The sequence below is a fragment of the Micromonospora sp. CPCC 205554 genome (assembly GCF_036902745.1).
Lineage (GTDB): Bacteria > Actinomycetota > Actinomycetes > Mycobacteriales > Micromonosporaceae > Micromonospora > Micromonospora tulbaghiae.
Window position 1 is genome coordinate 16,015 of the sequence record NZ_JBAKHP010000016.1, and the last position, 23,436, is coordinate 39,450.

Sequence of the window (23,436 nt, forward strand, 5' to 3'; positions counted from 1 at the left end):
TGACCGGCACTCCGGCGCCGGCAGGAGGGACACCAGGAATGAACCGAGCGGGGCGCATCCGTACCGTCCGGCATGAGCATGCCGGACCGGCGGGCCGGCCGCGGATGAGCCCGGACGCCGACGACGAGCAGGTGACCGGGTGGGCGCGCCGCGCCGCCCGGGGGGACCAGCTGGCCGCGGCCGCGTTCGTCCGAGCCCTCCAGGCGCCGGTGTGGCGTTTCCTCGCCCATCTGGCCGGGCCGGCCGAGGCCGACGACCTGGCCCAGGAGACGTTCCTGCGCGCGCTGCGCAGCCTGCCCGGCTTCGCGGGCCGGTCGTCGGCGCGCACCTGGATCTTCACGATCGCCCGCCGCGTCGCGGTGGACCACGTGCGGGCGGCGACCGCCCGGCCCCGGATCGCCGCGCTGCCGGACTGGCAGGCCGCCGCCGAGGCGGCCGGCGCGGTGACCGGCGGCGGGGACGACGGGGTGGTGCTGCGCGGCCTCATCGCCACGCTGGCACCCGACCGGCGGGAGGCGTTCGTGGCCACCCAGGTGCTCGGCCTGTCCTACGCCGAGGCGGCCGAGGTGTGCGGCTGCCCGGTGGGCACCATCCGCTCCCGCGTGGCCCGCGCCCGGGAGGACCTGGTCGCCGCCTGGTCCGGCGACGTCCGCGACCGCCGGGCCCGCTGAGACCGCTGAGACCGCGACCACCGCGACCTGGCGGGACCACGACCGCCAGGGCCCGCCGGGACCGTGCCTGCCGGGACCACGGGAGCGCACAGGTCCGCGCGGGGACGCACAGCCCCGGGCGGACCGTCAGGCGGCGCGCCGGTCGCGGGCCTGTGCGGGGTACGGGCCGGGCGGCACCAGTCGCAGCGCCGGCGCGGCCGGTTCCTCGGTCCGCAGCGCCCACCGGGAGCCCTCCGACCGGCGCTGACCGGGCGGGGTGTCGCCGGGACGCCGGCCGAGGCGGGACAGCACCAGCATCACGGCCCAGCCGACCAGCAGGAAGCCGTGGCTGACCAGCCGGGTCATCGCCACCTGCCCGGTGATCAGGTCGTTCACCGACAGCAGCACGAGCGTGGCGACGAACGCGCTGAGCATCGGCAGCAGGCCGGACGGGGCGGACCGGCGCACGGCCACGTAGAGGAATCCGGCGCCGACCGCCACGTTCCACGCCGCCGACTCGTGCCACAGGTGCTGGCCGGAGGCGTGCGCGTGCTCGACGACCGCCTCCCGGCCGATCTGGGCCAGGCCGAGTACGAGCTGCACCGCGCCGAGCAGGCCGAGCGCCCCGCGCAGCCCGAGCGTGACCCGGTGACGGCGGCTGGGCCGGGGCGGGGGAGCGGCGGCCAGGACCGCGTCGACCAGGTCGGGCACCCGCGGGGCGAGCTGCGTACGGGCCCGCCGGGTCACCGACGCGGCCGAGTCGAACCAGCCGCGGCAGCCGGCGCAGCCGGTCAGGTGCGCCTCGGCCGCCTCGATCTCCGACTCGGACGCCTCACCGTCCAGCTGTGCCGACAGGATCTCCCGCCACTGCTCACACACCATGTAGGGATAGTCGTCGGGACACCCCGCCTGGTTCCCGGCGGGGTGCCGATCACGTCCGCGCGACCGGTGACCGTTCCGCCCACGCGTGCAGCGCGTCCCGGTCGCCGGCCGAGTCCACGTTCAGTGCCGCCTCGATGAGCGCCAGATGGGTGAACGCCTGCGGGAAGTTGCCCAGGGCCGTGCCGTCGGGCGCGCGTTCCTCCGGGTGCAGCCCGAGCGGCCCGGCCCGGCCGGCGAGCCGGTCGAAGATCTCCCGCGCCTCGCCGTGCCGGCCGGCCAGCACCAGCGCGGAGACCAGCTCGAAGGAGCAGAGCAGGAAGGCGCCCTCGGTGCCGGGCAGCCCGTCGTCGACCCGGTAGCGCCGGATCAGGTCGGGCGCGACGGCGAGGTCGGCGCGGATCCGCTCGACGGTGGCGACCATCCGCGGGTCGTCGCCTGGCAGGAACCCGACGAGCGGCATCCGCAGCAGCGAGGCGTCCGGCTCGGTCCCGCCGTACGCCATGACGAAGCTGCCGGCGCGTTCGTCGTACCCGCGGTCGAGCACCTCGGCGTGCAGCGCGTCCCGTTCCCGGCGCCACCGGTCCACCGGGGCCGTGCCGTCGCCGAGCAGCCCGGCGAGGCGGATGCCCCGGTCCAGGCAGACCCAGGTCATCACCTTCGAGTTCACGTAGTGCCGGCACGGGCCGCGGATCTCCCACACGCCGTGGTCCGGTTCCCGCCAGCGCGCCGCCATGGTCTCGACGTGGCGCCGCAGCAGCGCCCACTGCGGGCCGGTCAGCTCGCCGGTGAGCAGCTGGTAGGCCAGCGCCGCGTCGAGGACGTGCCCGTACGTGTCGAACTGGATCTGGTGGGCCGCCGCGTTGCCGGCCCGCACCGGCGCCGAACCGGCGTAGCCGGACAGGTGCGGCAGCTCGCGCTCCTCGGTGGGGTGGCCGTGGATGCCGACGAGCGGCGCGAGCGGATGCTGCCGGGCGCAGATGCCGAGCAGGAAACGCAGGTAGCGGCGGCCCTCCTCGGCGTGGCCCAGGCGGAACAGCGCGAGCAGCAGCAGCGCCGCGTCCCGATGCCAGGTGAAGCGGTAGTCCCAGTTGCGTACCCCGCCGATCTCCTCGGGCAGCGACGTGGTCGGGGCGGCCAGCAGCGCGCCGGTCTCGTCGTAGGACAGGCCCCGCAGCACCAGCGCGCTGTGCCGGACCGCGCCGGCCGCGAAGCCGCTGTAGTCGCCGCGCGCCGACCATGCCCGCCAGGTGTCGGCGGTCCGCCCGGTCAGCTCGCCGGCGTCGGCGAGGGCGGGCACCGGGTCGGCGTACCCGAGAAGCAGCGTGGCGTCCTGCCCGGCGCGCAGCTCCGCCTCGGCGACGAGCGTGCCGCCCTCGACCGTGACCGGCAGGTCGGTGCGCAGCCGCAGCGGCGTGCCGTCGGCGTGCCAGCCGGTACCGTCGCGCCGCCAGCGCACCGGGCGTGCCCCGTACCCGGGCCGGGGCGTCAGCTCGGCGCGGACCCGCAGCACACCGGCGGTGACCCGCAGCCGGCGCACCAGCACCCGCTCGGCGTGGATCGGCCGGTCGGCGGCGCCGGGCCGGACCGCGAGCAGGTCCTCACCGGCCGCCGCGCCGGACGGGGCGGCCCAGTCGTTCTCCAGCACCAGCGTGTCCGCCCGGTAGCGGCGCCGCGGCGCCGGGCAGCCGGCGACGGCGAGCGTGAACCGGCCGCCCGCGTCCCGGTCGAGCAGCCGGGCCGCCACCGCGTCGCCCGCCGCGTCCGGTACGCAGAACCATTCGACCGCCCCGTCCGGCGCGACGAGCGCCGTGGTGTGCGTGTCGGACAGGAACGCGTACGCGTCGATCGGCGGGAACGACGGCGGCGACTCGGGCACGGAGGTGACTACCCGGGGCGGGCGCGGGTAAGCGGGCCGGGGAGGGGCCGAGGTGACGAGCGAGTTCGTGAACTGGTCCGGCAGCCTCTGCTTCACGCCGGCGGAGTGGGCCGAGCCGGCCGACGAGGCCGAGGTACGCGCGCTGGTGCGCCGTGCCCGCGAGAGCGGTGTCACCGTCCAGCCGGTCGGCTCGGGGCACTCGTCCAGCCCGCTGGTACGGACCGACGGGATTCTGCTGAGCCTGGACCGGATGGCCGGGGTGATCTCCGACGACGGGCGGCTCGCGACGGCCTGGGCCGGCACGAAGCTCCGGGCGCTCGGCGAGGGCCTCTACGACGCCGGGCTGGCCATGGACAACCTGGGCGACGTCGACTACCAGTCGATCGCCGGGGCGACCGCCACCGGCACCCACGGCACCGGTCTGGGCTTCGGCAACCTGAGCACCCAGGTCACCGGCGTACGCCTGGTCACGGGCACCGGGGACGTGCTGGACGTCGACGCGCGGCGTAACCCGGAGCTGCTGCCGGCCGTCCGCCTCTCCCTCGGCGCGCTCGGCGTGGTCACCCGGGTCACGCTCGACGTGCAGCCGAGCTATCAGTTGCACCGCCGCTCCTGGTGCGCGCACCTGGACTGGACCCTGGACCACCTCGCCGAGTTGCAGCACACCAACCGCAACATGGACTTCTACTGGTATCCGCGCAGCGACCAGACGCAGATCCGGGTGATCAACCGCACCGGCACGGACGCCGCGCCGGACCGGGTGCAGTCCCGGCTGCCGGACGGCGAGCCCCGGCAGAGCCAGGTCGGGCCGACCCACCGCACCATTCCCCGGCACCGCGAGCTGCGCTTCGAGGAGATCGAGTACATGCTGCCGTCGGAGGCGTTCCCGGCCTGCTTCGCCGAGGTACGCCGCCGGGTGCGCGACCGCCACCGCCGGGTGGCCGCCTGGCGGGTCCTCGTCCGCACGATCGCCGCCGACGACATCTGGCTCAGCAACGCCTACGGCCGCCCCACCACCACGATCGCCTGCCTGCAGAACACCTCGCTGCCGTACGAGGAGTACTTCCGGGACGTGGAGGCGGTGTTCCGGCACTACGGCGGACGCCCGCACTGGGGCAAGAAGCACTGGCTCGGCGCGCGGGAACTGCGTCCCCTCTATCCCCGCTGGGACGACTTCCAGGCGGTGCGCCGCCGGCTGGACCCGGATGGGGTGTTCCTCACCCCGGACCTGGCCCGGCTGCTGGAGGAGTCGTGACCACGCCGGTCGGCGCCCGGGTCTGGGTGGTCCCCGGCGGGCACGTGCCGTTCCCCGCGCACGGCCCGGAACCGGCCTTCACCGCCTTCGACCAGCTCTGCGTGCTCAACGCCGCCGACGAGGACGCCGACCTGGAGCTGGACTTCTACTACCAGGACGCCGAACCGGCCGGGCCGTACCGGATACGGGTCGGTGCCCGCCGCATCCGGCACGTACGGGTGAACGACCTGATCGACCCGGAGGCGGTGCGGCTGGACCGCCCGTACGGCTGTGTGCTGCGCTCCCCGGTGCCGGTGGTGGTGCAGTTCCTGCGCCAGGACACCCGGCTGCCCGGCGTGGTGGCGCTGACCGGCACGATGGCGTACCCCGGGTGAGGTTCGAGCGGGCGAGTGCGGGTACCCCGGCGCATGCGGGATGCCGTCGACCGGGTACGGGACGCGGGCCGGTCCGGCCGCCGGAGGCTGGGGACGTACTTCCTCGTGGCGGTCCAGGCCGGCCTGGCCGCCGCGCTGGCCTGGACGGTGGCCCGCGAGGTGCTCGGCAACCCCGACCCGACGTTCGCGCCGGCCGCGGCGGTGAGCGTCATCGCCGCCTCGCTCGGCAACCGCACCGGGCGGACCCTGGAACTGGTGGTCGGGGTGGTCCTCGGCATCGTCGTCGGCGACCTGCTGATCCATCTCTTCGGCACCGGGCCGTGGCAGACCGGCTTGATCGTGTTCCTGGCGGTCAGCGCGGCGGTGCTCGTCCGCGGCACCGGTGCGCTCGTCACCCAGGCCGGCGGTACGGCGGTACTGGTCGCCACGCTGACCCCGGTGTCACCCGACCTGGAGCTGCCCCGGACCGTCAACGCACTCGTCGGCGGCGTCTCCGGCCTGCTCGTGGTGCTGGTGATCGCGCCGCTGAACCCGCTGCGCGCGGTCCGCCGCGTCGCGGACCCGGCGCTCGACACGTTCGCGTGCCAGATGACCGCGTCGGCGGAGGCGCTGGCGCACGCCGACGTACGCGCGGCCGACGAGGTGCTGGCCCGGATGCGCGCCGCCGAGACGGAACTGGACCGGATCGACGAGACGGTCACCGCCGCCGACGAGGTGGTCCGGTTCTCCCCGGTGCGCTGGCGGCGACGGCGGGCCCTGGCCGCGTACCGGCGCGGTGCCGAGCACCTGGACCGGGCGTTCCGCAACAGCCGGGGCATGGTGCGCCGGATCGGCACCGTACTGCGGGAACGGGAGCCGGTCCCGCCGGAGCTGCCCGCCGCGCTGGAGCACTTCAGCGAGGCGATCCGGCTGCTGCACCGGGCGTTCCTGGCCGCCGAGGAGCCGGTCGCCGCCCGGGAGCGGGTGCTGCGCGCGGTCCGCGACGCGGGCGAGGCGTGCCGGCGGGACATCGGGTTCTCCGGCACCATCGTGGTGTCGCAGCTGCGGACCGTCGCCAACGACCTGCTGCGTGCCACGGGCGTGCCGGCGGACGAGGCCCGCCGGCAGGTCCGCCGCGCGGCAGCGGCCCGCTGAACGGCCCGCTCACACCTCGGTCAGCCGGCTCTTCTGCACCTTGCCCATCGCGTTGCGGGGCAGCGCGCCGACCAGACGCACCTGCCGGGGGCGCTTGTGCGCGGACAGGTGCCGTGCCACGAAGTCGATCAGCTCCCTCTCGGCCACGCCGTCGCCGACCACGTACGCGGTCACCTGCTGGCCCAGGTCGGGGTGGGGCGTGCCGACCACCGCCGCCTCCCGCACTCCCGGGTGGGCCAGCAGCGCGTCCTCCACCTCGCCGGCCCCGATCCGGTACCCGCCGCTTTTGATCAGGTCGGTGGCGGCCCGGCCGACGATCCGGTGGGCGCCGTCCGGGTCGACTGTCGCGACGTCGCCGGTGCGGAACCAGCCGTCCGCCGTTCGGGTGGCCGCGTCGGCGTCCGGCCGGTTCAGGTAGCCGTCGAACAGCGTGCCGCCGCGTACCTGAAGCTCACCCATCGCCTCGGCGGGCAGCGGCCCGCCGTGCTCGTCCACCACCCGCGTGTGCACGCCGGGCAGCGGCACGCCGACGGTGCCGGGCCGCCGGGGGCCGTCCGCGCGGGCGCTCACCGTCACGAGCGTCTCGGTCATCCCGTACCGCTCCAGCGGCCGGTGCCCGGTCAGCCCGGCCAGCGCCGCGAAGACCGGCTCGGGCAGCGCCGCGCTGCCGGACACGAGCAGCCGGGCGCCGCGCAGCGCCCGCGCCGCCGCGGGTTGCGCCGCGATCCGCGACCAGATCGTGGGTACGCCGAAGTACATCGAGGCACCCGCCGCCGCGTACCGGTCGGGGTGGGGCCGGCCGACGTGGCGCAGCCGGCTGCCGACGCGCAGCGGGCCGAGCACGCCGAGCACCAGCCCGTGCACGTGGAACAGTGGCAGGCCGTGTGCCAGTACGTCGTCCGGGGTCCACGCCCAGGCGTCGGCGAGCCCGTCCAGGCAGGCGGCGATCGCGCGGCGGGACAGCACCGCGCCCTTCGGCGCGCCGGTGGTGCCGGAGGTGTAGAGGATCAGCGCGGTGGCCGCCGGGTCCGGTTCGGGGTGTGTGGTGTCCGCGCGCCGGGCCAGGTCCAGCGGTACGACGGGCGGCGAGCCGGCGTGCGGCGTGCCGGGCGGCGCGAGCAGCAGTTCCGCGCCGGAGTCGCGCAGGATGTGGTCGCGTTCCATCGGGCCCGCGTCGGGCGGCACCGGCACCACCGCCGCGCCTGCCATCAGCCCGCCGACCACGCCGACCACCGTCTCCAGGCTCGCCGTCGCGGGCACCGCCACCCGGGCCGCGCCGTGCAGGTCGTCGGCGACGGCGGTGGCCGCCCGGCGCAGCTCCACCCGGGACAGCGACCGGTCTCCCACCCGCACCGCCCCGGGACGGTCGTCGGTGGTCTCGGCGAGCCGGCTCAGCAGCGACACGGCGACCCCTTCCTGGTATCCGCCTGACGTACCGCGACCGTAGCGGGGCCGGCCACCCCTGCCGGGCGTGCCGTCAGGAATGTGTCATCGTGGTCGGCGGCGAGGGAGGGGTGGGCATGTCGGGTCCGTTGCGCGGTGTGCTGGTCGCCGACTTCTCCCGGATCCTCGCCGGGCCGTACGCCACGATGCTGCTGGCCGATCTCGGCGCGGACGTGGTCAAGGTGGAGGCGCCCGGCGGCGACGACACCCGGGGCTGGCGGCCCCCGGTGCGCGACGACGTCTCCACCTACTACCTCGCGGTGAACCGCAACAAGCGCTCACTGGTGCTCGACCTGACCGATCCCGGCGACCTGACGCTGGCGCACCGGCTGGCCGACCGGGCCGACGTGCTGATCCAGAACTTCCGGCCGGGCGCGCTGCGCCGCTTCGGCCTCGACCACGACACGGCCACCGCCCGCAACGCCCGCCTGGTGTACGCCTCGATCAGCGGCTTCGGCGACGCCGGGGGCGCCGACCTGCCCGGGTACGACCTCATGGTGCAGGCCGCGGCCGGGCTGATGAGCCTCACCGGGGACGCGGACGGGCCGCCCTACAAGGCCGGGGTGGCGGTGTTCGACGTGATCGCCGGGCTGCACGCGGCGGTCGGGATCCTGGCCGCGCTGCGGCACCGGGAGGAGACCGGGCGCGGCCAGCACGTCACAGTGGACCTGCTCTCCTCGGCGCTGTCCGGGCTGGTCAACCACGCCAGCGCGTACGTCGCGGGTGCAGCGGCACCGCACCGGATGGGCAACGCGCACCCGAGCATCGTGCCGTACGAGCCGCTGCCCACGGCCGACGGCGAGCTGGTGGTGATCGCCGGCAACGACGGGCAGTTCCGTACCCTCTGCCGGGTGCTCGGCGTGCCGGAGCTGGCCGGCGACGCGCGGTTCCGCCGCAACGCCGACCGCACCGCGCACCGCGACGAGCTGCGGCCGCTGCTGGTGGCGGCGCTGTCCCGGCGCGGCAGCGCGGAGTGGTTCGCGCAGCTGCGTGCCGCGGGCGTGCCGTGCAGCCCGATCAACTCGGTGGCCGAGGGGGTGGCGCTGGCGCAGGGGCTCGGCCTGGAGCCGGTGGTGACGGCGGGCGGGGTGCCGGGCATCCGGAACCCGATCGGCCTGTCCGAGGCGCCGCCCCGCTACGACCTGCCGCCGCCGGAGCTGGACGAGCACGGCGCGGAACTGCGCGCGTGGCTGGCCGCGGAGTGAGTGGCCCGGCCGCGTGCCGGGCGGGCCGTCAGAGCGTCTCGACCAGGCGGAAGCGTTCCAGCACGGCCGGGGTGTCGTCGTCCACAGTGAAACCGGGGTCGCCGAGCCAGCCGCGGTAGTCCTCGCCGTGCCAGAACCGCTCGTGGCCGGCCCGCCAGGCGGCGACCGTCTCGAACCCCTCGCCCTCGTCGCGGGCGTGGTCGAGATCGACGTCGCCGAGGCGGGCGACGCGGACCTCGACCAGCTCGATCACCGCCACCGGCCGGCCGTCGGAGTCGATCACCGCCGAGCGGGTACCGACGACCGGTAGCGGCTCACCGTCGATCTCGTAGTCCTGGAGCAGACCGGTGGTGGTGGTCTTGCTCCCGTCGAGCACGGCGGCGACGAGCTGGTCGCGCAGCGGGCCCGGGAAGGCGAACTCGAAGGCGGGCAGCTCGGCGTCCGTGCGCGGCAGCGTCCGGTCCAGCCAGTCGAGCAGGACCCGCTCGTACTGCGGGCTGACGCCGTCCAGGTCCTCGCGCTCCCCGAGCGTGGGCGCGTGGTCGCAGCCGGCCAGCCGGGCCACCGTCAGCTCGGCGTCGCGGGCCGTCCGCCGCCACACCGCGAGGCTGTCCTCGATCGGGATCCACGCGTCCGTCTCGCCGTAACAGAGCAGCACCGGGCCGGTCAGCCGCGCCAGGACCGGCGCCGGGTCGTAGTCCATGTCGGTCCAGGTGCCGGGCGTGGCGGGCAGCTCCTCGGGCAGGAACGCCAGTGGGAACCAGGGGCGGCGCACGGCGGCGTCCAGCTCTGCCTGCGCCACCGCGCGGGGCACGTCGCCGCGCAGGAAGTCCTCGGCGAGCGCGCGCAGCCGGGTCAGCTCGGCCACGTCGGCCGGGCCGTAGCCGTTCCGGCGTAACTGCTCGGCGGTGCCGTAACGCATCTGCCTCGCGGGGCTCACGCCACTGCACCCGACCAGGACCAGGAAGTCGACCGGGCAGCGGGTGGCGGTCAGCGCCGCCGCCCACGCGCCCTGGCTGAAACCCCAGAGCCCCACCGGGACCGCCCCGACGTGCCGGCGCAGCTCGGCGAGCGCGGCGGACGCGTCCTCCGCCTGGTCGGCCAGCGGCACGTCGTGCCCGTCCGGCCGGGGACGGCGGTCGTAGCGCAGCACCGCGATCCCGGCCGCGGGCAGCAGCCGGGCCAGGTGCGCGTACAGGAAGTACGAACGCTGCTCGGCGTGCGAGCCGTGCAGCACCACGAGGCCCCCGCGTACCGGCCCGGCCGGCAGGTCGAGGACCGCGGGCAGGCGCGCCGTGCCGACTGTCGTCTCCATGCCGGGCAGTGAACCACGAGCCGTCCCGCCCGGTGGTCCCGGCCGCCGTCCGGAACCCCCGCGTGCGTACGCTGACCAGGTACGTCGCCGCGACCGTGGAGAACCGCCATGACCAGCCCCGCACCCCGTACCGTCCGGGTCGCCCGCCCCGTGGACGTGGCAGCCCTCGTCGACCTGATCGAGTCGGCGTACCGGGGTGAGCGCAGCCGGCAGGGCTGGACCCACGAGGCGGACCTGCTGGCCGGGCAGCGCACCGACCCGGAGATGGTGGCCGCGGCGGTCAGCGGGCCGGGCGGCGTGGTGCTGGTCGCCGAGCAGGGCGGCGACCTGGTGGCCTGCTGCCAGCTGGAACGCCGCGACGACCACGTCTACTTCGGCATGTTCGCGGTCAGCCCCGGCCGGCAGGGCGGCGGGGTGGGCCGGGAACTGCTGGCCGAGGCCGAGCGCTACGCCGCCGAGCAGTGGCACGCCGGTGAGATGCGGATGACGGTCATCGTCCAGCGCGACGACCTGATCGGCTGGTACGAGCGGCGCGGCTACGTGCGCACCGGCGAACTGAGCCCGTTCCCGTACGGCGACGAGCGCTTCGGCGTGCCGCTGCGGCCGGACCTGGCGTTCGAGACGCTGCGCAAGAAGCTGGGCTGAGTCACCCCGCCAGATCCCGGCGGCCGTAGGCCCGGCCGCCCAGGGCGGCCAGGGCGAACGCCGCCGCGAGCAGCACGCCCTGAGCCGTCCAGTTGGGCGCCGTGTCGGGCACGGCGGCGAGATGCGCGTACGGGGACAGCACGCCGATCCAGGCGGGCGCGCGCACGCTCTCGGTCACCACGGTCAGCAGGAAACCACCCGCTGTGGGCAGCATTCCCAGCACGGGAACCAGCCGGGGCGCCGCGCCGACGGCGAGGGTGGCCGCCCCGGCGCCGAGCAACGCCAGCGGCACCACGTTGAGCGTGCCCGCCAGGGCGGCGGTGAGCGGCAGGCCGGCGCCGACCACTGTGGTGCCCAGCCACGTCGCCAGACCGGCGGCGACCGCCAGCGCCACCGCCCCGGCGGACGCGCTGCCCACCTCGGCGGCGAGCAGCCGGGCCCGGCTGACCGGACCGGCCCGCAGCAGCGTGAGCCGGCCGGCGACCTCCGCGGCGACGAAGGCGTTCAACCGCGCGGTGGCGAACGCGCCGATCGGCACCGCCAGGAGCGCGAACAGCGTGGCCACGTACCCCCGCACCCGGTCGAGTCCGCCGAAGCCCGCCCGCGCGGCGAGGTCGGCGAAGGCGGGGTTCTGCTCGAGGAATCCGGTCAGCGACGTGGCGAGCACGCCGATCAGCAGGAAGTAGGCGGCGACACCGGTGGCCCAGCCGGCGAGCGGACGCAGGGCGCGCCGCATCGCGAAGGCCGGCACCGAGCGCAGCAGGTGGCGTCGCGGCGCCCGGCCGACCGGTGGGCGCAGGAGTCCGGCGCCCACGTCGCGCCGGGCGCACAGGGCCAGCGCCGCCCCGGTCAGCAGGACGACGGCGGCCAGCGACACGAGCAGCGGCGCCCACCGGTTCTCGTGGTACGGGCGGCTGAGCGCGAGCGGGCCGTACGGCGGCAGCCACCGCAGCCACGCCACCGCCGGCCCGGAGTCGCCGGCCATCCGCGCCAGCAGGCCGGCCCCGAGCACGGCCAGACCGCTACCGGCCGCCCCCGCCCGGGTCGGCTGCACCTGCGCGACGACGGCGCCCACCGCGACCGCGAACGCCCCGGCCGAGGCGAGACCGGTCCCGTGCAGCAGCGCCCCCGGCCACGGCGTGCCGGCCGCCGTCAGCGCGGCCGCGAGCAGCGAACCGGCCACCGCCGACGTCGCCATCAGCGGAGCCAGGTGACGCCGCAGCACCGCCGCGGGCGTCAGCCGACCGGCGAGCAGCAGCCCCCAGCGGCCGGACTCCTCCTCGCCCCGGGTCACCCGGACGGTCGCCAGCAGGCTCCACACGCTGACCAGCACGGCCAGCACCGTGCCGGTGCGCCAGACCGTGAACCCACCGGCGGTGTCCAGGGCGACGGGCTCGCCGAACAACGTACGGATCGCGGGGTTGCGCGCCAGCGCCTCCAGGGCGGCGGCGTCCATGCCCTCGCCGACGGTGCCCGCGTAGGTGGCCACCACCAGGACGGACATGCCGACGGTCAGGCCGGTCACGACGAGGGCCGGACGCCAGATCCCGCGGGCGGCGAGCAGGCTGACCGCTGTGCCGGCCGGGCGCGTCACGACTGCTCCCCGTAGTAGTCGAGGAAGATCTCCTCCAGGCTCGGCTCGCGCACGGTCAGCGTGGTGATCTCCGCGCCGGACAGGGCGCGCAGCGCTGCGGCGGGCGGGCCGGCGAGGGTGAAGCGCAGCAGTCCCTCCCGCTGCTCGACCGCTTCGACGCCGGGCACGCCGGCGAGGTCGGGTGCGGGGCCGGTGAACCGTACCGTCACCTCGTTGCGGTGCAGCCGCCGCAACTGCGGCACCGGGGCGATGTCCACGAGCCGGCCGGCCCGCAGGATCGCCACCCGGTCGCAGACCGCCTCCACCTCGGCGAGCTGGTGCGAGCAGAGCAGCACGCTCTGCCCGTTGGCCCGCGCCTCGCCCACCGCGCGGCGGAACTGCAGCTCCATCAGCGGGTCCAGGCCGCTCGTCGGCTCGTCGAGCACGAGCAGCGGCGCCCGGGTGGCGAACGCGGCGACCAGGGCGACCTTCTGCCGGTTCCCGGTCGAGTAGGTGCCGGCCGGGCGGGACGGGTCGAGCGCGAACCGCTCGACGAGTTCGGCCCGGTAGCCGGCGTCGACACCGGGACCGGTCGCGGCGAGCAGGTCGAGGATCTCCGCGCCGGTGAGCTGCGGCCAGAGCGCCACGTCGGCCGGCACGTACGCCAGCAGCCGGTGCGCCGCCCGCACGTCCGCGGCGTCCGCCTCGAAGATCCGTGCGGCACCCCGGGTGGGATGGGCGAGGCCGAGCAGCAACCGGATGGTGGTGGACTTGCCGGCGCCGTTCGGGCCGAGGAGACCGACCACCTCACCGGCCTCGACGGTCAGATCCAGGCCGTCGAGGGCCACCAGGCGGCCGTAGTGCTTCGTCAGATCACGGGTGTGGACGGCGGGGACTTCCATGGCGCGGCTCCAGGAGACGGCGGGACGACGACCGCCGACCAGGCTTCCCGGCACACCGCGCTCACCGTACTGCCGATGTCCCGACCCGGGGAAGCCCCGCCCGTGTCGTCACGGCCCCACCGGCCGGTCGACGAGCGCGACCAGCTTCTTCGGGGCCAGCACGCAGTAGCTCTCGGTGAGCAGCTCGGCGACCTCGGTCCAGTCGGTGCCCGCGTCCAGCCGCAGCCCGACCACGTCGGCGGCCCAGTCCGGCTTGAAGAAGTGCGGCCCGGCCGCGAGCAGCCCGGCGATCTCGTCGCCGGGGGAGCGGAACGTCATCACGCAGACCGGCTCGTCGGTCGCCGCGGCCCGCGCGTACGCCGCCTGGTGGCCCGGGTCGACGGTGAGGACGTGGGCGAACGTGCGGCCGCGGACGCGCCATCGCACGCCCACCCAGGCCGCCTCCTCGTAGGTCTCCGGCAGGCCGAGGCAGACCGGCCGCAGGCGGTCGAGGTGTTCGGGTGGGACGTCTCCGGGGCCGCTCATGCGCGCAGGCTAACCGCAGCCCCCGACATTCCGGCCGCACCGGCGTGGCGGACCCGCCGCCGGGCGTCCGAGAACGAAATGTCGTAATCGAGGAGTACGACAGCGATGAGTTTCGGTGAGGCGCACGGTCAGTGCGGGGAGAACCCCCTCGGACGAGAGGACGAGACATGAGCGGCGTACGAGTACTTGTCGGCACGCGCAAGGGCGCGTTCATCCTGACCTCGGACGGCAAGCGAGACGACTGGACCGTCGACGGACCGCACTTCGGCGGCTGGGAGATCTACCACCTGACAGGTTCACCTGTGGAACCGGACCGGTTGTACGCGTCCCAGTCCGGCGGCTGGTTCGGGCAGCTGATCCAGCGCTCGGACGACGGCGGCCGGACCTGGACGACAGCCGGCAACGACTTCGCCTACAGCGGCGAGGTGGGGCAGCACCTGTGGTACGACGGCACCCCACGCCCGTGGGAGTTCAAGCGGATCTGGCACCTGGAGCCGTCCCGCCACGACCCCGACACGGTGTACGCGGGCGGCGAGGACGCCGCCCTCTACCTGTCCACCGACGGCGGCCAGAAGTGGTCCGAGCTGACCGCGCTGCGGCAGCACCCGACCGGACCGTCCTGGCAGCCCGGCGCGGGCGGGATGTGCCTGCACACGATCGTCCTCGACCCGGCCGACCGGGACCGGATCTACGTCGCGATCTCGGCGGCCGGCGCGTTCCGCAGCGACGACGGCGGCGCGAGCTGGCTGCCGATCAACAAGGGTCTGCGTTCCGGCGAGATCCCCGACACCGACTCCGAGGTCGGGCACTGCGTGCACCGTCTCGCCCAGCACCCGTCGCGGCCGGACACGCTGTTCATGCAGAAGCACTGGGACGTCATGCGCACGGACGACGCGGGCGCGAACTGGCGGGAGGTCAGCGGCGACCTGCCGTCGGACTTCGGCTTCCCGATCGCGGTGCACGCGCACGAGCCGGAGACGGTCTACGTGGTGCCGATCACCAGCGACTCGCTGCACTACCCGCCGGAGGGCAAGCTGCGCGTCTACCGCAGCCGTACCGGCGGGGAGCACTGGGAGCCGCTGACCGAGGGGCTGCCGCAGTCGCACTGCTACGTCAACGTGCTGCGCGACGCGATGGCCGTCGACACGCTCGACCCGTGCGGCATCTACTTCGGCACCACCGGCGGTCAGGTCTACCACTCGGCCGACGGCGGCGACACGTGGGCGCCGATCGTGCGGGACCTGCCGGGCGTGCTCTCGGTCGAGGTCCAGGTGCTGCCGTGATCCGGGTGGTGCTGCCGGCGCACCTGAAGAACCTGGCGCACGTCACCGGCGAGGTACGCGTCGAGGTGGCCGGGCCGCCCACCCAGCGTGAGGTGCTCGACGCGCTGGAGGCCGCGTACCCGATGCTGCTCGGCACGATCCGCGACCGGCACAGCGGGAAGCGCCGGCCGTTCGTCCGCTTCTACGCCTGCGAGCTGGACCTCTCCAACGAGTCTCCGGACGACCCGCTGCCGGAGGAGGTGGTCGCCGGCAAGGAGCCGTTCATCGTGCTCGGCGCGATGGCGGGCGGTTGAGCGCCACGACCGGCGGTTGAGCGGCACGACCGGCGGTTGAGCGGCACGACCGGGAACCGCGCTCGTCACCGCCACGTCAGACCGGCATGACCCGTCACGGATACCGGACGCTCGGATGCACACTGACCGTCACGCTGGCTCTGGCCGGCTGTACCGCGTCGCCGCCGGCCGCCGACCCGCCACCCACCGGGCGGGTCGTACCGGCCGGCGGGCTGCGGCTGGTGGCGTTCGACAGCTGCGACGAGGCGCTGCGGCAGCTCCGCACGGCCGCGAAGGCGGCGGTCGGCCCGTGGGGATTCGGCGCGGACGACCTCCGGCAGTTCAGCGCGGAACGGGCGACGGCGCTCGGCGGCGTCGCCAAGGACGCGAGCGCGGCGTCCGCGGCGGACTACTCCGGCACCAACGTGCACGAGGCGGGCGTGGACGAACCGGACCTGGTCAAGACCGACGGGAAGCGGATCGTCACGGTCACCGGGGGCGTGCTGTCCGTGGTCGACCCGGCGAGCCGTCGCGTGACCGGCCGGCTGGCGCTCGATCCCGACACCGAGCGGTTCTCCGGCGGAGAGGCGAGCCTGCTGCTGCACGGCGACCGGGCGCTCGTGCTGCTGCGCGCCGGCCGGACCGTCAAGGGCCCCGTACCGGGCAGGCAGACGCGCCCCGGCACGACTCCGCAGGCCCGGCTGGTCCTGCTGGACCTCGCCGGGCCGCCCCGCGTGGTCGGGGAGTACCGGATCGACGGCCTCCTGGTCGACGCGCGGCAGTCCGGCGCGACCGCCCGCGTGGTGATCCGGTCCGCGCCCCGGCTCGACTTCCCCTACCGGTTCGACCGCAAGACGGACGCCCAGCGGATCGCCGCCAACCGCGCGGTCATCGACAAGGCCACGCTCGACGACTGGCTGCCCCGCTACGAGATCCGCGACAGCGTGCGGACCGTCGGCACCGGACGGGTCGGCTGCGACCGGGTCAGCCGGCCGGCGGGCTTCTCCGGCGCGTCGATGGTGACGGTGCTCAGCTTCGACCTGGGCGCGTCCGCGCTCGGTGCCGGTGACCCGGTCACGGTGGCCGCCGACGGCGACACCGTCTACAGCAACGGCGCACGCCTCTACGTCGCCAACGACCACCGCTGGCGGATGTGGCGTGGCGGGCCGTCCGCCGCGCGCGACACCAGCACCGAGATCTACCAGTTCGACACCGCGGCGGGCACGCCCCGTTTCGTCGCCGCCGGGTCCGTGCCCGGCTGGCTGATCGACCAGTACGCGCTGTCCGAGTGGGACGGTCACCTGCGGGTCGCCACCACCACGGGTGACACCTGGGGGCGCGGAACGTCCTCCCAGTCCGGCGTCTACGTGCTGCGCGCCGACGGCGCCACACTGAAGCGGGTCGGCGCGGTCACCGGCCTGGGCAAGGGCGAGCGGATCTTCGCGGTGCGGTTCGTCGGCGGCACCGGGTACGTGGTGACGTTCCGGCAGACCGACCCGCTGTACGGCGTGGACCTGCGCGACCCGGCCGCGCCCCGGGTCACCGGCGAGTTGAAGATAAACGGGTATTCGTCGTACCTGCACCCGGCCGGCGACGGCCGTCTGATCGGGGTCGGGCAGGACGCGACCGACCGGGGCCGGGTGACGGGCACCCAGGTGTCGCTGTTCGACGTGGCCGACCCGGCCCGGCCGGCGCGCGTTGCCCAGCACCACGTCGCGGGCGGCTGGTCCGAGGCGGAGAACGACCCGCACGCGTTCCTGTACTGGCCGCCGGAGCGCCTGGTGGTGATCCCGGTGCAGCGGCCGGGCGTGGTCACCGACCGGGCGGAGAGCGTCAAGGGCACGCCCTCCGGCGGTGTGCTGGCGCTGCGAATCGGCGACAAGGGCTTCACGGTCGCCGGCGCCGTCGACCATCCGGGCTCCCTGACCGACGGTGCCGAGTGGACCCCGATCCGCCGCTCACTGATGATCGACGGTGTGCTGTGGACGGTGTCCGACGCCGGCCTCAAGGCGACCGCCCTGTCCGGCATGACCACCCTCGCCTGGGTGCCGCTGACCTGACGCCGGCCCGGGGGAAACCCGTCGCGGCGGCGGGCGCCGTCCCGGATGATCGGGCCGTGCGGATCAGGCTGCGGCGACTGTGGATCGACGGGCGCGCCTTCACCTGGCGGGCGGAGATCCGCCAGGTGCGGGGCGACGGAGACTGCCACCGGTGCATCCGGCTCCGGATCTGGGGCGGCGGCAGGACGGGCCAGGCGCTCCAGGCGGATCTGCTGTCGACCACCTGGGGGACACCCTGGCCGCCCTGTGCCGTCGACGACGCCTACCCGACCTCTGCCGACGTACGCGCCGTCGTCGAGTACGCCCTGCGGCACGGCTGGCAGCCCGAGCGGCGCGGCGGCACGTACCCGCTTGCGGAGCGGGAGCACGCGGCCCGGTTCCGGTTGCCCGGATTCCTGCTCACCGACCGGCTGCGCGGACCGGAGGGCGGCGATCCGACTCGGCGCGTGGCGTCGGCGTGGGCCGCCACGAACGGTGGCTGACCGGACCTCGCCGCGCCACGGGGACGCGACGAGGTCCGGCACGTCACTGTTCCAGCGCCGCCTCGGCGGCCGCGACCTGCGGGCCGACCCGCAGCGCGTACGCGACGACGCCGCCGAGGAGGAACGTCGCGGCGGTGACCGCGGCGATCCGGTTGCCCGGCTCCTGCGCCATCCACAGCGCCACCTGCCGCCAGGCCGGCCCGCCGGGTGCGGCCAGGAACGCACCCAGGGCGGCCCACGCGGTCGGCACCTGCCAGGCGGCCCGCGCACCGGCCAGCGCGGCGCCGAGCCCGACCAGCCCGATCAGCCCGGCCGTGTTGCGGACCAGCACGGCCGGCGGCCCGAAGTCGGCGCCGAAGACACGGGCGGCGGCCAGCATCCCGGCCACCGCCGCGCCGTACGCGAGCAGGTGCCCGGCCCGGCGGGGCGGCCAGGACCACGCGGCGGTCTGCTCCAGCGCCGGGTCGGTGCCGGCGAGCGTCGGCCCGAGCGGCGCCACCGCCAGCGCGGTGGTGAGCACGGCGAGGCCGGCGGGCACCTCGGGGCGGTCGGTGAAGGCGGACCAGGCGACGGCCATCACGGCGACCGCGACCGCGGATCCGGCCAGGGCGGCGGGTAGCCGGCGGGACCGCACGTACAGCGGCAGCCAGCGGCTCACGGCGCGGCCCGGCCGGTGAGCGCCGGCATCAGGTCCGGTTCGCACCGCGCGGCCGCGTCCCGCAGCGCGGTGACCCGCCGCAGCTGCTCCGGCTCGGGCAGCGCGCGCAGTTGCCGCACCCCGGCCCGGATCTCCTCCTGCTGCTCGTCGGCGTACCGGTATCCGGTCCAGGAGTCCCACAGCCGTACGGTCTCGGTGTCCAGCAGCCAGGCCGCGACGATCGCCGGGGCGATGTCGTCGCCGCTGCGCCCGCAGCCGTACCACCTGGTGCCACCGCCCATGGCGATGCGCTCGGCGACGTCCGCGGCCCGGCCGGTGTCCGGGTCGACCTCCAGGAGGAACTGCACGGTGCCCGGTGCCGGCTCGGGCCGGTGCCACTGCTCGCTGTCGTTGCTGCCGATGGTGTCCAGCCGCAGCTCCACCGCGCGGTCCGGCGCGCCCGGCAGCTTCGCCAGCGCGCGCAGCCCCCGGCGGGCCTCGGTGGTGACCTCGGGCAGCAGGTGCGCGTTGACGGCGGTGACGCACACCTGCGGCGTGCCGTCGGCGCAGACGTACCGGCGCGCTCCCGCGTCGAGCTGCCAGATTCCGGCCGGGCCGGGCACGCCGACCAGGACGAGACCCGCCACGCCGCCGGCCAGGCCCGCGAGGGCACCGGCCCGGGTCAGCCACGACCCGCCCGCCGCCAGCAGCAGGCCGGCGAGCACCAGCCCGGCGCCGAGCGCCAGCCGGCTCAGCAGCAGCCGGTCCGACAGCGTCTCCCAGGGCGTGTCCGGCGGCCAGTTGATCATGAGAGAGACGTTCGACAGTCTGCTGTCCGCACCCGCGACCATGGACGTGCCCTCCTGGGCGACCAGCGCGGCGGCGGCCAGCAGCGGGGGCAGCAGCGGTGAGGACCACAGGCGGCCGACGGCCGTGCCGCACCAGGCCGCGCCGACGAGCACCAGCACGTCAACCAGGGGCCCGGCGAGCCCGCGTACGCCGAAGTAGGCGCCGCCGGTGGCGACCAGCACCGCGCCGCCGGCGAGCACGAGCAGGTGCGCGGCCGCGACGGCGACGCCGAGCGCGGTCATCGCCGGCAGCGTGCGCTGCCAGCGGGGCCGGCCGGTGCTGTCCATCAGCTCGTCGGCGCGGGTGCGCCGGTCCCGGCGGCCGAGCACCGCGCCGCCGGCCAGCGCCAGGGGCATCAGGAAGAACACGGCGGAGGAGTGCACGTAGCCCAGCCGCAGCCACTGCCCCTGCCAGAAGCTGTACATGCTGGCGACGCCGAGGATCCCGATCGCGAGGAGCAGCACCGCCACGGCCGGTGCGTTGGATCGGCGCAGTTCGACACGGACCTGTCGGATCATCACGCGCCCCGGTGCTGCTGGAGGAGGTACGAGTAGCCGCGCTCGGCGGCGCTGTCGCCGACGCCGCCGGTCTCGCCGTGGCGGACCAGGTCGGCGGGCAGGCCCTGGAACACGCGAGTGCCGTGGTCCATCAGGATGACGTCGGAGCAGGCCGCCACCACGTCCTCCACCAGGTGGGTGGAGACCAGCACGCAGGCGTCCGCGCCGAGTTCGCGGATCAGCTCGCGGAACTCGACGCGCTGCTCCGGGTCCAGCCCGACAGTCGGTTCGTCGAGCAGCAGCAGGTCCGGTTCGTTCACGATCGCCTGGGCGATGCCGGCCCGGCGCAGCATGCCGCCGGACAGCGACTTGAGTTTGGCGTCGGCCCGGTCGGTGAGGCGTACCCGGTCGATGGCGCGCTGGGTCGCGCCCGGCACCGAGGAGGCCGGCATCTCCCGCAGCCAGGCCACGTACTCGACGTACTCCCGGACGGTGAACCGGGGGTAGTAGCCGAACTGCTGCGGCAGGTAGCCGAGCCGGCGGCGCACCGGCCGCAGCTCACGGGACGCGGTGGCGTCCGCGCCGAGCAGCCGCAGCACCCCGGCGTGCGGCTTGACCACTGTGGCCAGCGCACGCATCAGGGTGCTCTTGCCGGCGCCGTTCGGGCCGAGCAGCCCGTGCACGCCGGCACCGAGCGTCAGGCCGAGGTTGTCGACTGCGAGGTGCCGCCCGGCCTTCACCGACAGTCCCACCGCCTCGATCCGCCAGGCGTGCCGGGTCGGCGCCACCTCGTCGGCGCTCACTGCGCGTACCAATGTCGTCTCCTTCTCGGGGCAGGGTGGTCCGCGGCGCCGGCGGGGCGCCGTGGTGTGGTTCCGGGGGCCGGCGTCAGCCGGCGGGCCGCCGCAGGTGTTCGGCGCGCAGCGCGGTCAGCACGGTGAGCACGACGGCGGCCGCCGCCCAGGCGGGCATGGTGGCGGGCCGGATCAGGGCCTCGGTCGCGGCGGCGGCGCGGGCCGCGTCGGCGTCGCCGGTGTACGACACGGCCGCGACCGCCGCGAGCCAGCCGCCGCCGAGGACGGCGGCGGCCTGCGGCACGCCGACGCGACTGCCGAGCAGCAGCGTCGCCGCGGTGAACGTCAGGCAGGGCAGCAGCCACAGCGCGGGGTTGCGGCCGACCGCCAGCCCGGCCACGGCGAGGACCGGCGCCACCAGGAGCAGAACCGCGAGGGTACGGCGCAGCAGCAGTTCCAGCCCGGCGCGAGCGGTGCCGGCGACCACCTCCCAGTTCGGGTTGGCGCGTCGCGACCAGGCCACCGCGAGCCCGGCCAGCGGCGCCACCGGGGCCAGCAGCAGCACCGCCGACGGCTGGTCCGGGTAGTTGCGGTCCAGCAGCACCGCGGCGAGGATCGCCGTGCAGGTCATGGCGGCCCAGGCCAGCAGCGACCAGTCGGTCCAGCGCAGCCACCACCGTCGCAGCGGGTGCCGGCGCACCGGTCGCGGCCCGGTGCGGGCCTGTTCCAGGATCGCCTCCCGGGCGTCGCCGAGCAGGGCCCGCAGCGGCGGGGCGGCCAGCTCGCCGAGCCGGTCGCGGCACTCGGCGCAGCCCTCCAGGTGCACCTCGATCGTCCAGGCGGCGGCGTCGTCGGGGCTGCCCGCCGCGTACGCGGCCAGGGCCGGCGGGGGAACGTGAGCGGTCATGCCAGTGCCTCCCGTAGCGCGTTGCGGGCACGCCGCGCCCGGCTCTTCACGGTGCCCTCCGGCACCCCCAGCAGGACGGAGGTCTCCCGGACGGTCAGCCCGTCCAGGACCATGGCGGCCAGCACCGCCCGCAGCTCCGGGGCCAGCGCGTCCAGCGCGGCGCCCACCTCCGACCCGAACGAACCGGCGAGCGCCTCGTCCTCCGCGGCCGGCGCGCTGCGTACCGGCAGCACGTCGGTCGGCACCTCCTGCACCCGGGCGCGGCGGCGCAGCGCGTCGACCAGACGCCGCGCCGCGATGGTCCAGATCCAGCCGGCGGCCGAGCCGCCGGGCGCGTCCGCACCACCGGAGGGCCGGAGTCCGCTGAACGAGCCGGCGGCCCGCCACACCGTGAGGTAGGTGTCCTGGAGGACCTCGGCGACGATGCCGTCGTCGGCGCACCGCCGCCGCAGCCGGATCGCGAGCCACGGCGACGTACGCCGGCACAGCTCGTCGAACGCGTCCAGATCGGCGCGTGCGACCCGCCGCAGCAGCCGTTCCTCGTCCTGCTGGCTTCCTCCCACGCCTAGATGGTCGTTCACGGCACCTCCCACGGATCACGGCGCGGCGTGACCTGGGTCACACCGCGCCGTGGGCAGGTGTCCGTCACTCCGGTGCGGCGAACGGTCCCTTCGGTCCGAACGCCAGCGCGGCGAACCGCTCGCCGATACGGCGGTCGGCGGCCGGGTCGGGGTGCAGCTCGTCGGGCAGCGGCAGTTCGGCGTAGTCGGCCTCGCCGTACAGCTCCAGCCCGTCGAGGTAGTGCAGGTTCGGGTCCGCCGCGGACCGGGACGCCACGATCCGGGCCAGCTCGGCGCGGATGACGCGCAGCGTGAGCCGGCCGGTGGCCACGTCGGCCGGGTCGCCGGTGGCCCGGAACCGCACCCGCCCGTCGACGAACTCGACCGCGCCCGGACCGGGCGTGTCCTCCTGGATCGGGCAGAGGATCGACGACACGACCAGCAGGGGGGTTTCCGGATGCCCCTCCCGGACGGTGTCCAGGAAGCCGTGCACGGCGGGGCCGAACGCGCGCAGCCGCATCAGGTCGGCGTTGACCACGTTGATGCCGATCTTGACGCTGATCAGGTCGGCCGGGGTGTCGCGCATCGCCCGGGCGGTGAACGGGTCGAGCAGCGCGCTGCCGCTGAACCCGAGGTTGACCAGCTCCACGCCGGCGAGCGTGGCGGCGATCGCCGGCCAGGTGCCGGTGGGGCTCTCCGCGTCCGAGCCGTGGCTGATCGAGCTGCCGTGGTGCAGCCACACCCGGCGGCCGCCCGTGTCGGCCGGCTCGACCGGCGCGTCGGTGCGCAGCGCGACCAGCTCGGTGATCTCTCGCTGCGGCAGCCAGATCACCACCTCCTTGTCGGTGGCGGGCAGGCCGGTGAAGCGCACCGTGGCGACCGGACCCGGCTCGACGCCGGACGTGCCGGTGGCCAGGTCGATGGTGAGCACCTTGCCGCCGTCGGCGGTGGCCTGACCGGCGAGGCGGCCGTCCACGACCAGGTCGTAGCGGCCGTCGGGGCGTGGCCCGGTGCCCCGGTAGACCATCTTCATGGGCAGCACGTCCAGCTCCACGACGGTGGCGCGGGTACGGAACACCAGCCGTACGCCCGAGGGCATCGCCTCCGCCGTCATCAGCTGCGGGTCGACGTTCTGCGCCCGGGCCCACGCGGGCAGCCGGTGCGGCAGCACCCCGTCCGCTGTCCGTTCCAGGTCGAGCGCGCCGCGCAGCAGGTCGGTGGTGATCGGGGTGGTGATGTGCGGGGATGCCATGGGTCCGATCCTGCCGCCGGATCCGGAGGGCGGCCACCTGATTCATCCGACAGGCCGGACTCGT

The 23,436-nt window shown here is 75.5% G+C and carries 23 protein-coding genes; 10 read left to right on the top strand and 13 right to left on the bottom strand.

The features are described from left to right. The first annotated feature begins 104 nt into the window (after positions 1-104). Positions 105-671 (top strand): sigma-70 family RNA polymerase sigma factor, encoded by a 567-nt coding sequence (locus tag V6U82_RS19695; RefSeq protein WP_334463258.1) that lies wholly within the window; start codon positions 105-107, stop codon positions 669-671. Positions 672-797: 126 nt separating this feature from the next. On the opposite strand, the gene V6U82_RS19700 is transcribed toward V6U82_RS19695, so the two are convergent. Together V6U82_RS19700 and V6U82_RS19705 are read right to left on the bottom strand one after the other, a co-directional pair. Beyond that, positions 798-1,532: a zf-HC2 domain-containing protein gene (locus V6U82_RS19700; RefSeq protein ID WP_334463261.1), complete on the bottom strand. Its 735-nt coding sequence runs from the start codon at positions 1,530-1,532 to the stop codon at positions 798-800. A 49-nt stretch (positions 1,533-1,581) separates the two neighbouring features. Beyond that, the gene (locus V6U82_RS19705) at positions 1,582-3,408 is read right to left on the bottom strand and encodes a glycoside hydrolase family 15 protein (protein WP_334463264.1); all 1,827 of its coding nucleotides are present in this window, start codon (positions 3,406-3,408) and stop codon (positions 1,582-1,584) included. Between the two features lie 52 nt (positions 3,409-3,460). Here V6U82_RS19705 and V6U82_RS19710 point away from each other — a divergent pair, with 52 nt between their 5' ends. From V6U82_RS19710 to V6U82_RS19720, 3 genes are read left to right on the top strand one after another with little or no spacing between them, the layout of a single operon-like run. Next, positions 3,461-4,663 carry a D-arabinono-1,4-lactone oxidase gene (locus V6U82_RS19710; RefSeq protein ID WP_334463266.1) on the top strand — a complete coding sequence of 401 codons (1,203 nt, stop codon included), beginning with the start codon at positions 3,461-3,463 and terminating at the stop codon, positions 4,661-4,663. Next, positions 4,660-5,037 carry a sensory rhodopsin transducer gene (locus tag V6U82_RS19715; protein ID WP_128138927.1) on the top strand — a complete coding sequence of 126 codons (378 nt, stop codon included), beginning with the start codon at positions 4,660-4,662 and terminating at the stop codon, positions 5,035-5,037. The genes V6U82_RS19710 and V6U82_RS19715 overlap by 4 nt, the downstream gene beginning before the upstream one ends. Before the next feature lie 33 nt (positions 5,038-5,070). Beyond that, positions 5,071-6,171 (top strand): FUSC family protein, encoded by a 1,101-nt coding sequence (locus tag V6U82_RS19720; RefSeq protein WP_334463269.1) that lies wholly within the window; start codon positions 5,071-5,073, stop codon positions 6,169-6,171. 9 nt (positions 6,172-6,180) lie between these two features. On the opposite strand, the gene V6U82_RS19725 is transcribed toward V6U82_RS19720, so the two are convergent. After that, the gene (locus V6U82_RS19725; RefSeq protein WP_334463271.1) at positions 6,181-7,575 is read right to left on the bottom strand and encodes an acyl-CoA synthetase; all 1,395 of its coding nucleotides are present in this window, start codon (positions 7,573-7,575) and stop codon (positions 6,181-6,183) included. Positions 7,576-7,691: 116 nt separating this feature from the next. Between V6U82_RS19725 and V6U82_RS19730 the strand changes: the two genes are divergently transcribed. Further along, positions 7,692-8,819, top strand: a complete 1,128-nt coding sequence (locus tag V6U82_RS19730; RefSeq protein ID WP_334463274.1) for a CaiB/BaiF CoA transferase family protein — start codon at positions 7,692-7,694, stop codon at positions 8,817-8,819. A gap of 28 nt (positions 8,820-8,847) precedes the next feature. Here V6U82_RS19730 and V6U82_RS19735 read toward each other — a convergent pair whose 3' ends face one another. After that, positions 8,848-9,273 (bottom strand): ASCH domain-containing protein, encoded by a 426-nt coding sequence (locus tag V6U82_RS19735; RefSeq protein WP_334463476.1) that lies wholly within the window; start codon positions 9,271-9,273, stop codon positions 8,848-8,850. A 969-nt stretch (positions 9,274-10,242) separates the two neighbouring features. Here V6U82_RS19735 and V6U82_RS19740 point away from each other — a divergent pair. Next, on the top strand, positions 10,243-10,779 hold the full coding sequence (locus V6U82_RS19740) for a GNAT family N-acetyltransferase (protein ID WP_334463276.1): 537 nt from the start codon (positions 10,243-10,245) through the stop codon (positions 10,777-10,779). 1 nt (position 10,780) lies between these two features. On the opposite strand, the gene V6U82_RS19745 is transcribed toward V6U82_RS19740, so the two are convergent. From V6U82_RS19745 to V6U82_RS19755, 3 genes are all read right to left on the bottom strand, one after another. Continuing rightward, on the bottom strand, positions 10,781-12,373 hold the full coding sequence (locus V6U82_RS19745) for a hypothetical protein (protein ID WP_334463278.1): 1,593 nt from the start codon (positions 12,371-12,373) through the stop codon (positions 10,781-10,783). Next, positions 12,370-13,254, bottom strand: coding sequence for an ABC transporter ATP-binding protein (locus V6U82_RS19750; RefSeq protein WP_334463280.1), 885 nt, complete (start codon positions 13,252-13,254; stop codon positions 12,370-12,372). Before V6U82_RS19750 ends, V6U82_RS19745 begins: the two co-directional genes overlap by 4 nt. A gap of 108 nt (positions 13,255-13,362) precedes the next feature. Then, the gene (locus V6U82_RS19755) at positions 13,363-13,779 is read right to left on the bottom strand and encodes an MmcQ/YjbR family DNA-binding protein (RefSeq protein WP_128138221.1); all 417 of its coding nucleotides are present in this window, start codon (positions 13,777-13,779) and stop codon (positions 13,363-13,365) included. 167 nt (positions 13,780-13,946) lie between these two features. On the opposite strand from V6U82_RS19755, the gene V6U82_RS19760 reads away from it, so the two are divergent. The 4 genes from V6U82_RS19760 (at position 13,947) to V6U82_RS19775 (ending at position 17,876) form a co-directional block, all read left to right on the top strand. After that, positions 13,947-15,062, top strand: a complete 1,116-nt coding sequence (locus V6U82_RS19760) for a WD40/YVTN/BNR-like repeat-containing protein (protein ID WP_334463283.1) — start codon at positions 13,947-13,949, stop codon at positions 15,060-15,062. Beyond that, entirely contained in the window at positions 15,059-15,355 is a 297-nt protein-coding gene (locus V6U82_RS19765; RefSeq protein WP_018784437.1) for a MoaD/ThiS family protein, read from the top strand. Before V6U82_RS19760 ends, V6U82_RS19765 begins: the two co-directional genes overlap by 4 nt. 86 nt (positions 15,356-15,441) lie before the next feature. Further along, positions 15,442-17,394, top strand: coding sequence for a beta-propeller domain-containing protein (locus V6U82_RS19770; RefSeq protein ID WP_334463286.1), 1,953 nt, complete (start codon positions 15,442-15,444; stop codon positions 17,392-17,394). A gap of 56 nt (positions 17,395-17,450) precedes the next feature. Next, positions 17,451-17,876, top strand: a complete 426-nt coding sequence (locus V6U82_RS19775; protein WP_334463288.1) for an integrase — start codon at positions 17,451-17,453, stop codon at positions 17,874-17,876. Positions 17,877-17,919: 43 nt separating this feature from the next. On the opposite strand, the gene V6U82_RS19780 is transcribed toward V6U82_RS19775, so the two are convergent. The 6 genes from V6U82_RS19780 to V6U82_RS19805 form a co-directional block, all read right to left on the bottom strand. Continuing rightward, entirely contained in the window at positions 17,920-18,534 is a 615-nt protein-coding gene (locus tag V6U82_RS19780) for a hypothetical protein (RefSeq protein WP_334463291.1), read from the bottom strand. Further along, positions 18,531-19,880 (bottom strand): hypothetical protein, encoded by a 1,350-nt coding sequence (locus V6U82_RS19785; RefSeq protein ID WP_334463292.1) that lies wholly within the window; start codon positions 19,878-19,880, stop codon positions 18,531-18,533. Before V6U82_RS19785 ends, V6U82_RS19780 begins: the two co-directional genes overlap by 4 nt. Further along, positions 19,880-20,674: an ATP-binding cassette domain-containing protein gene (locus V6U82_RS19790; protein ID WP_334463294.1), complete on the bottom strand. Its 795-nt coding sequence runs from the start codon at positions 20,672-20,674 to the stop codon at positions 19,880-19,882. The genes V6U82_RS19785 and V6U82_RS19790 overlap by 1 nt, the downstream gene beginning before the upstream one ends. A 73-nt stretch (positions 20,675-20,747) precedes the next feature. Further along, positions 20,748-21,560 (bottom strand): zf-HC2 domain-containing protein, encoded by an 813-nt coding sequence (locus tag V6U82_RS19795; protein ID WP_334463297.1) that lies wholly within the window; start codon positions 21,558-21,560, stop codon positions 20,748-20,750. Then, positions 21,557-22,141, bottom strand: a complete 585-nt coding sequence (locus tag V6U82_RS19800; RefSeq protein WP_334463298.1) for an RNA polymerase sigma factor — start codon at positions 22,139-22,141, stop codon at positions 21,557-21,559. The genes V6U82_RS19795 and V6U82_RS19800 overlap by 4 nt, the downstream gene beginning before the upstream one ends. Positions 22,142-22,205: 64 nt before the next feature. Next, positions 22,206-23,372, bottom strand: coding sequence for an SGNH/GDSL hydrolase family protein (locus V6U82_RS19805; RefSeq protein WP_334463300.1), 1,167 nt, complete (start codon positions 23,370-23,372; stop codon positions 22,206-22,208). Between the last annotated feature and the right edge of the window lie 64 nt (positions 23,373-23,436).

Excerpts from the sequence above, each read along its gene's own strand:
- V6U82_RS19720 (WP_334463269.1), top strand. The coding sequence starts at position 5,071 with ATGCGGGATGCCGTCGACCGGGTACGGGACGCGGGCCGGTCCGGCCGC.
- V6U82_RS19755 (WP_128138221.1), bottom strand. The coding sequence starts at position 13,779 with ATGAGCGGCCCCGGAGACGTCCCACCCGAACACCTCGACCGCCTGCGG.
- V6U82_RS19760 (WP_334463283.1), top strand. The coding sequence starts at position 13,947 with ATGAGCGGCGTACGAGTACTTGTCGGCACGCGCAAGGGCGCGTTCATC.
- V6U82_RS19740 (WP_334463276.1), top strand. The coding sequence starts at position 10,243 with ATGACCAGCCCCGCACCCCGTACCGTCCGGGTCGCCCGCCCCGTGGAC.
- V6U82_RS19795 (WP_334463297.1), bottom strand. The coding sequence starts at position 21,560 with ATGACCGCTCACGTTCCCCCGCCGGCCCTGGCCGCGTACGCGGCGGGC.
- V6U82_RS19695 (WP_334463258.1), top strand. The coding sequence starts at position 105 with ATGAGCCCGGACGCCGACGACGAGCAGGTGACCGGGTGGGCGCGCCGC.
- V6U82_RS19785 (WP_334463292.1), bottom strand. The coding sequence starts at position 19,880 with ATGATCCGACAGGTCCGTGTCGAACTGCGCCGATCCAACGCACCGGCC.
- V6U82_RS19770 (WP_334463286.1), top strand. The coding sequence starts at position 15,442 with ATGACCCGTCACGGATACCGGACGCTCGGATGCACACTGACCGTCACG.
- V6U82_RS19805 (WP_334463300.1), bottom strand. The coding sequence starts at position 23,372 with ATGGCATCCCCGCACATCACCACCCCGATCACCACCGACCTGCTGCGC.
- V6U82_RS19750 (WP_334463280.1), bottom strand. The coding sequence starts at position 13,254 with ATGGAAGTCCCCGCCGTCCACACCCGTGATCTGACGAAGCACTACGGC.
- V6U82_RS19700 (WP_334463261.1), bottom strand. The coding sequence starts at position 1,532 with ATGGTGTGTGAGCAGTGGCGGGAGATCCTGTCGGCACAGCTGGACGGT.
- V6U82_RS19730 (WP_334463274.1), top strand. The coding sequence starts at position 7,692 with ATGTCGGGTCCGTTGCGCGGTGTGCTGGTCGCCGACTTCTCCCGGATC.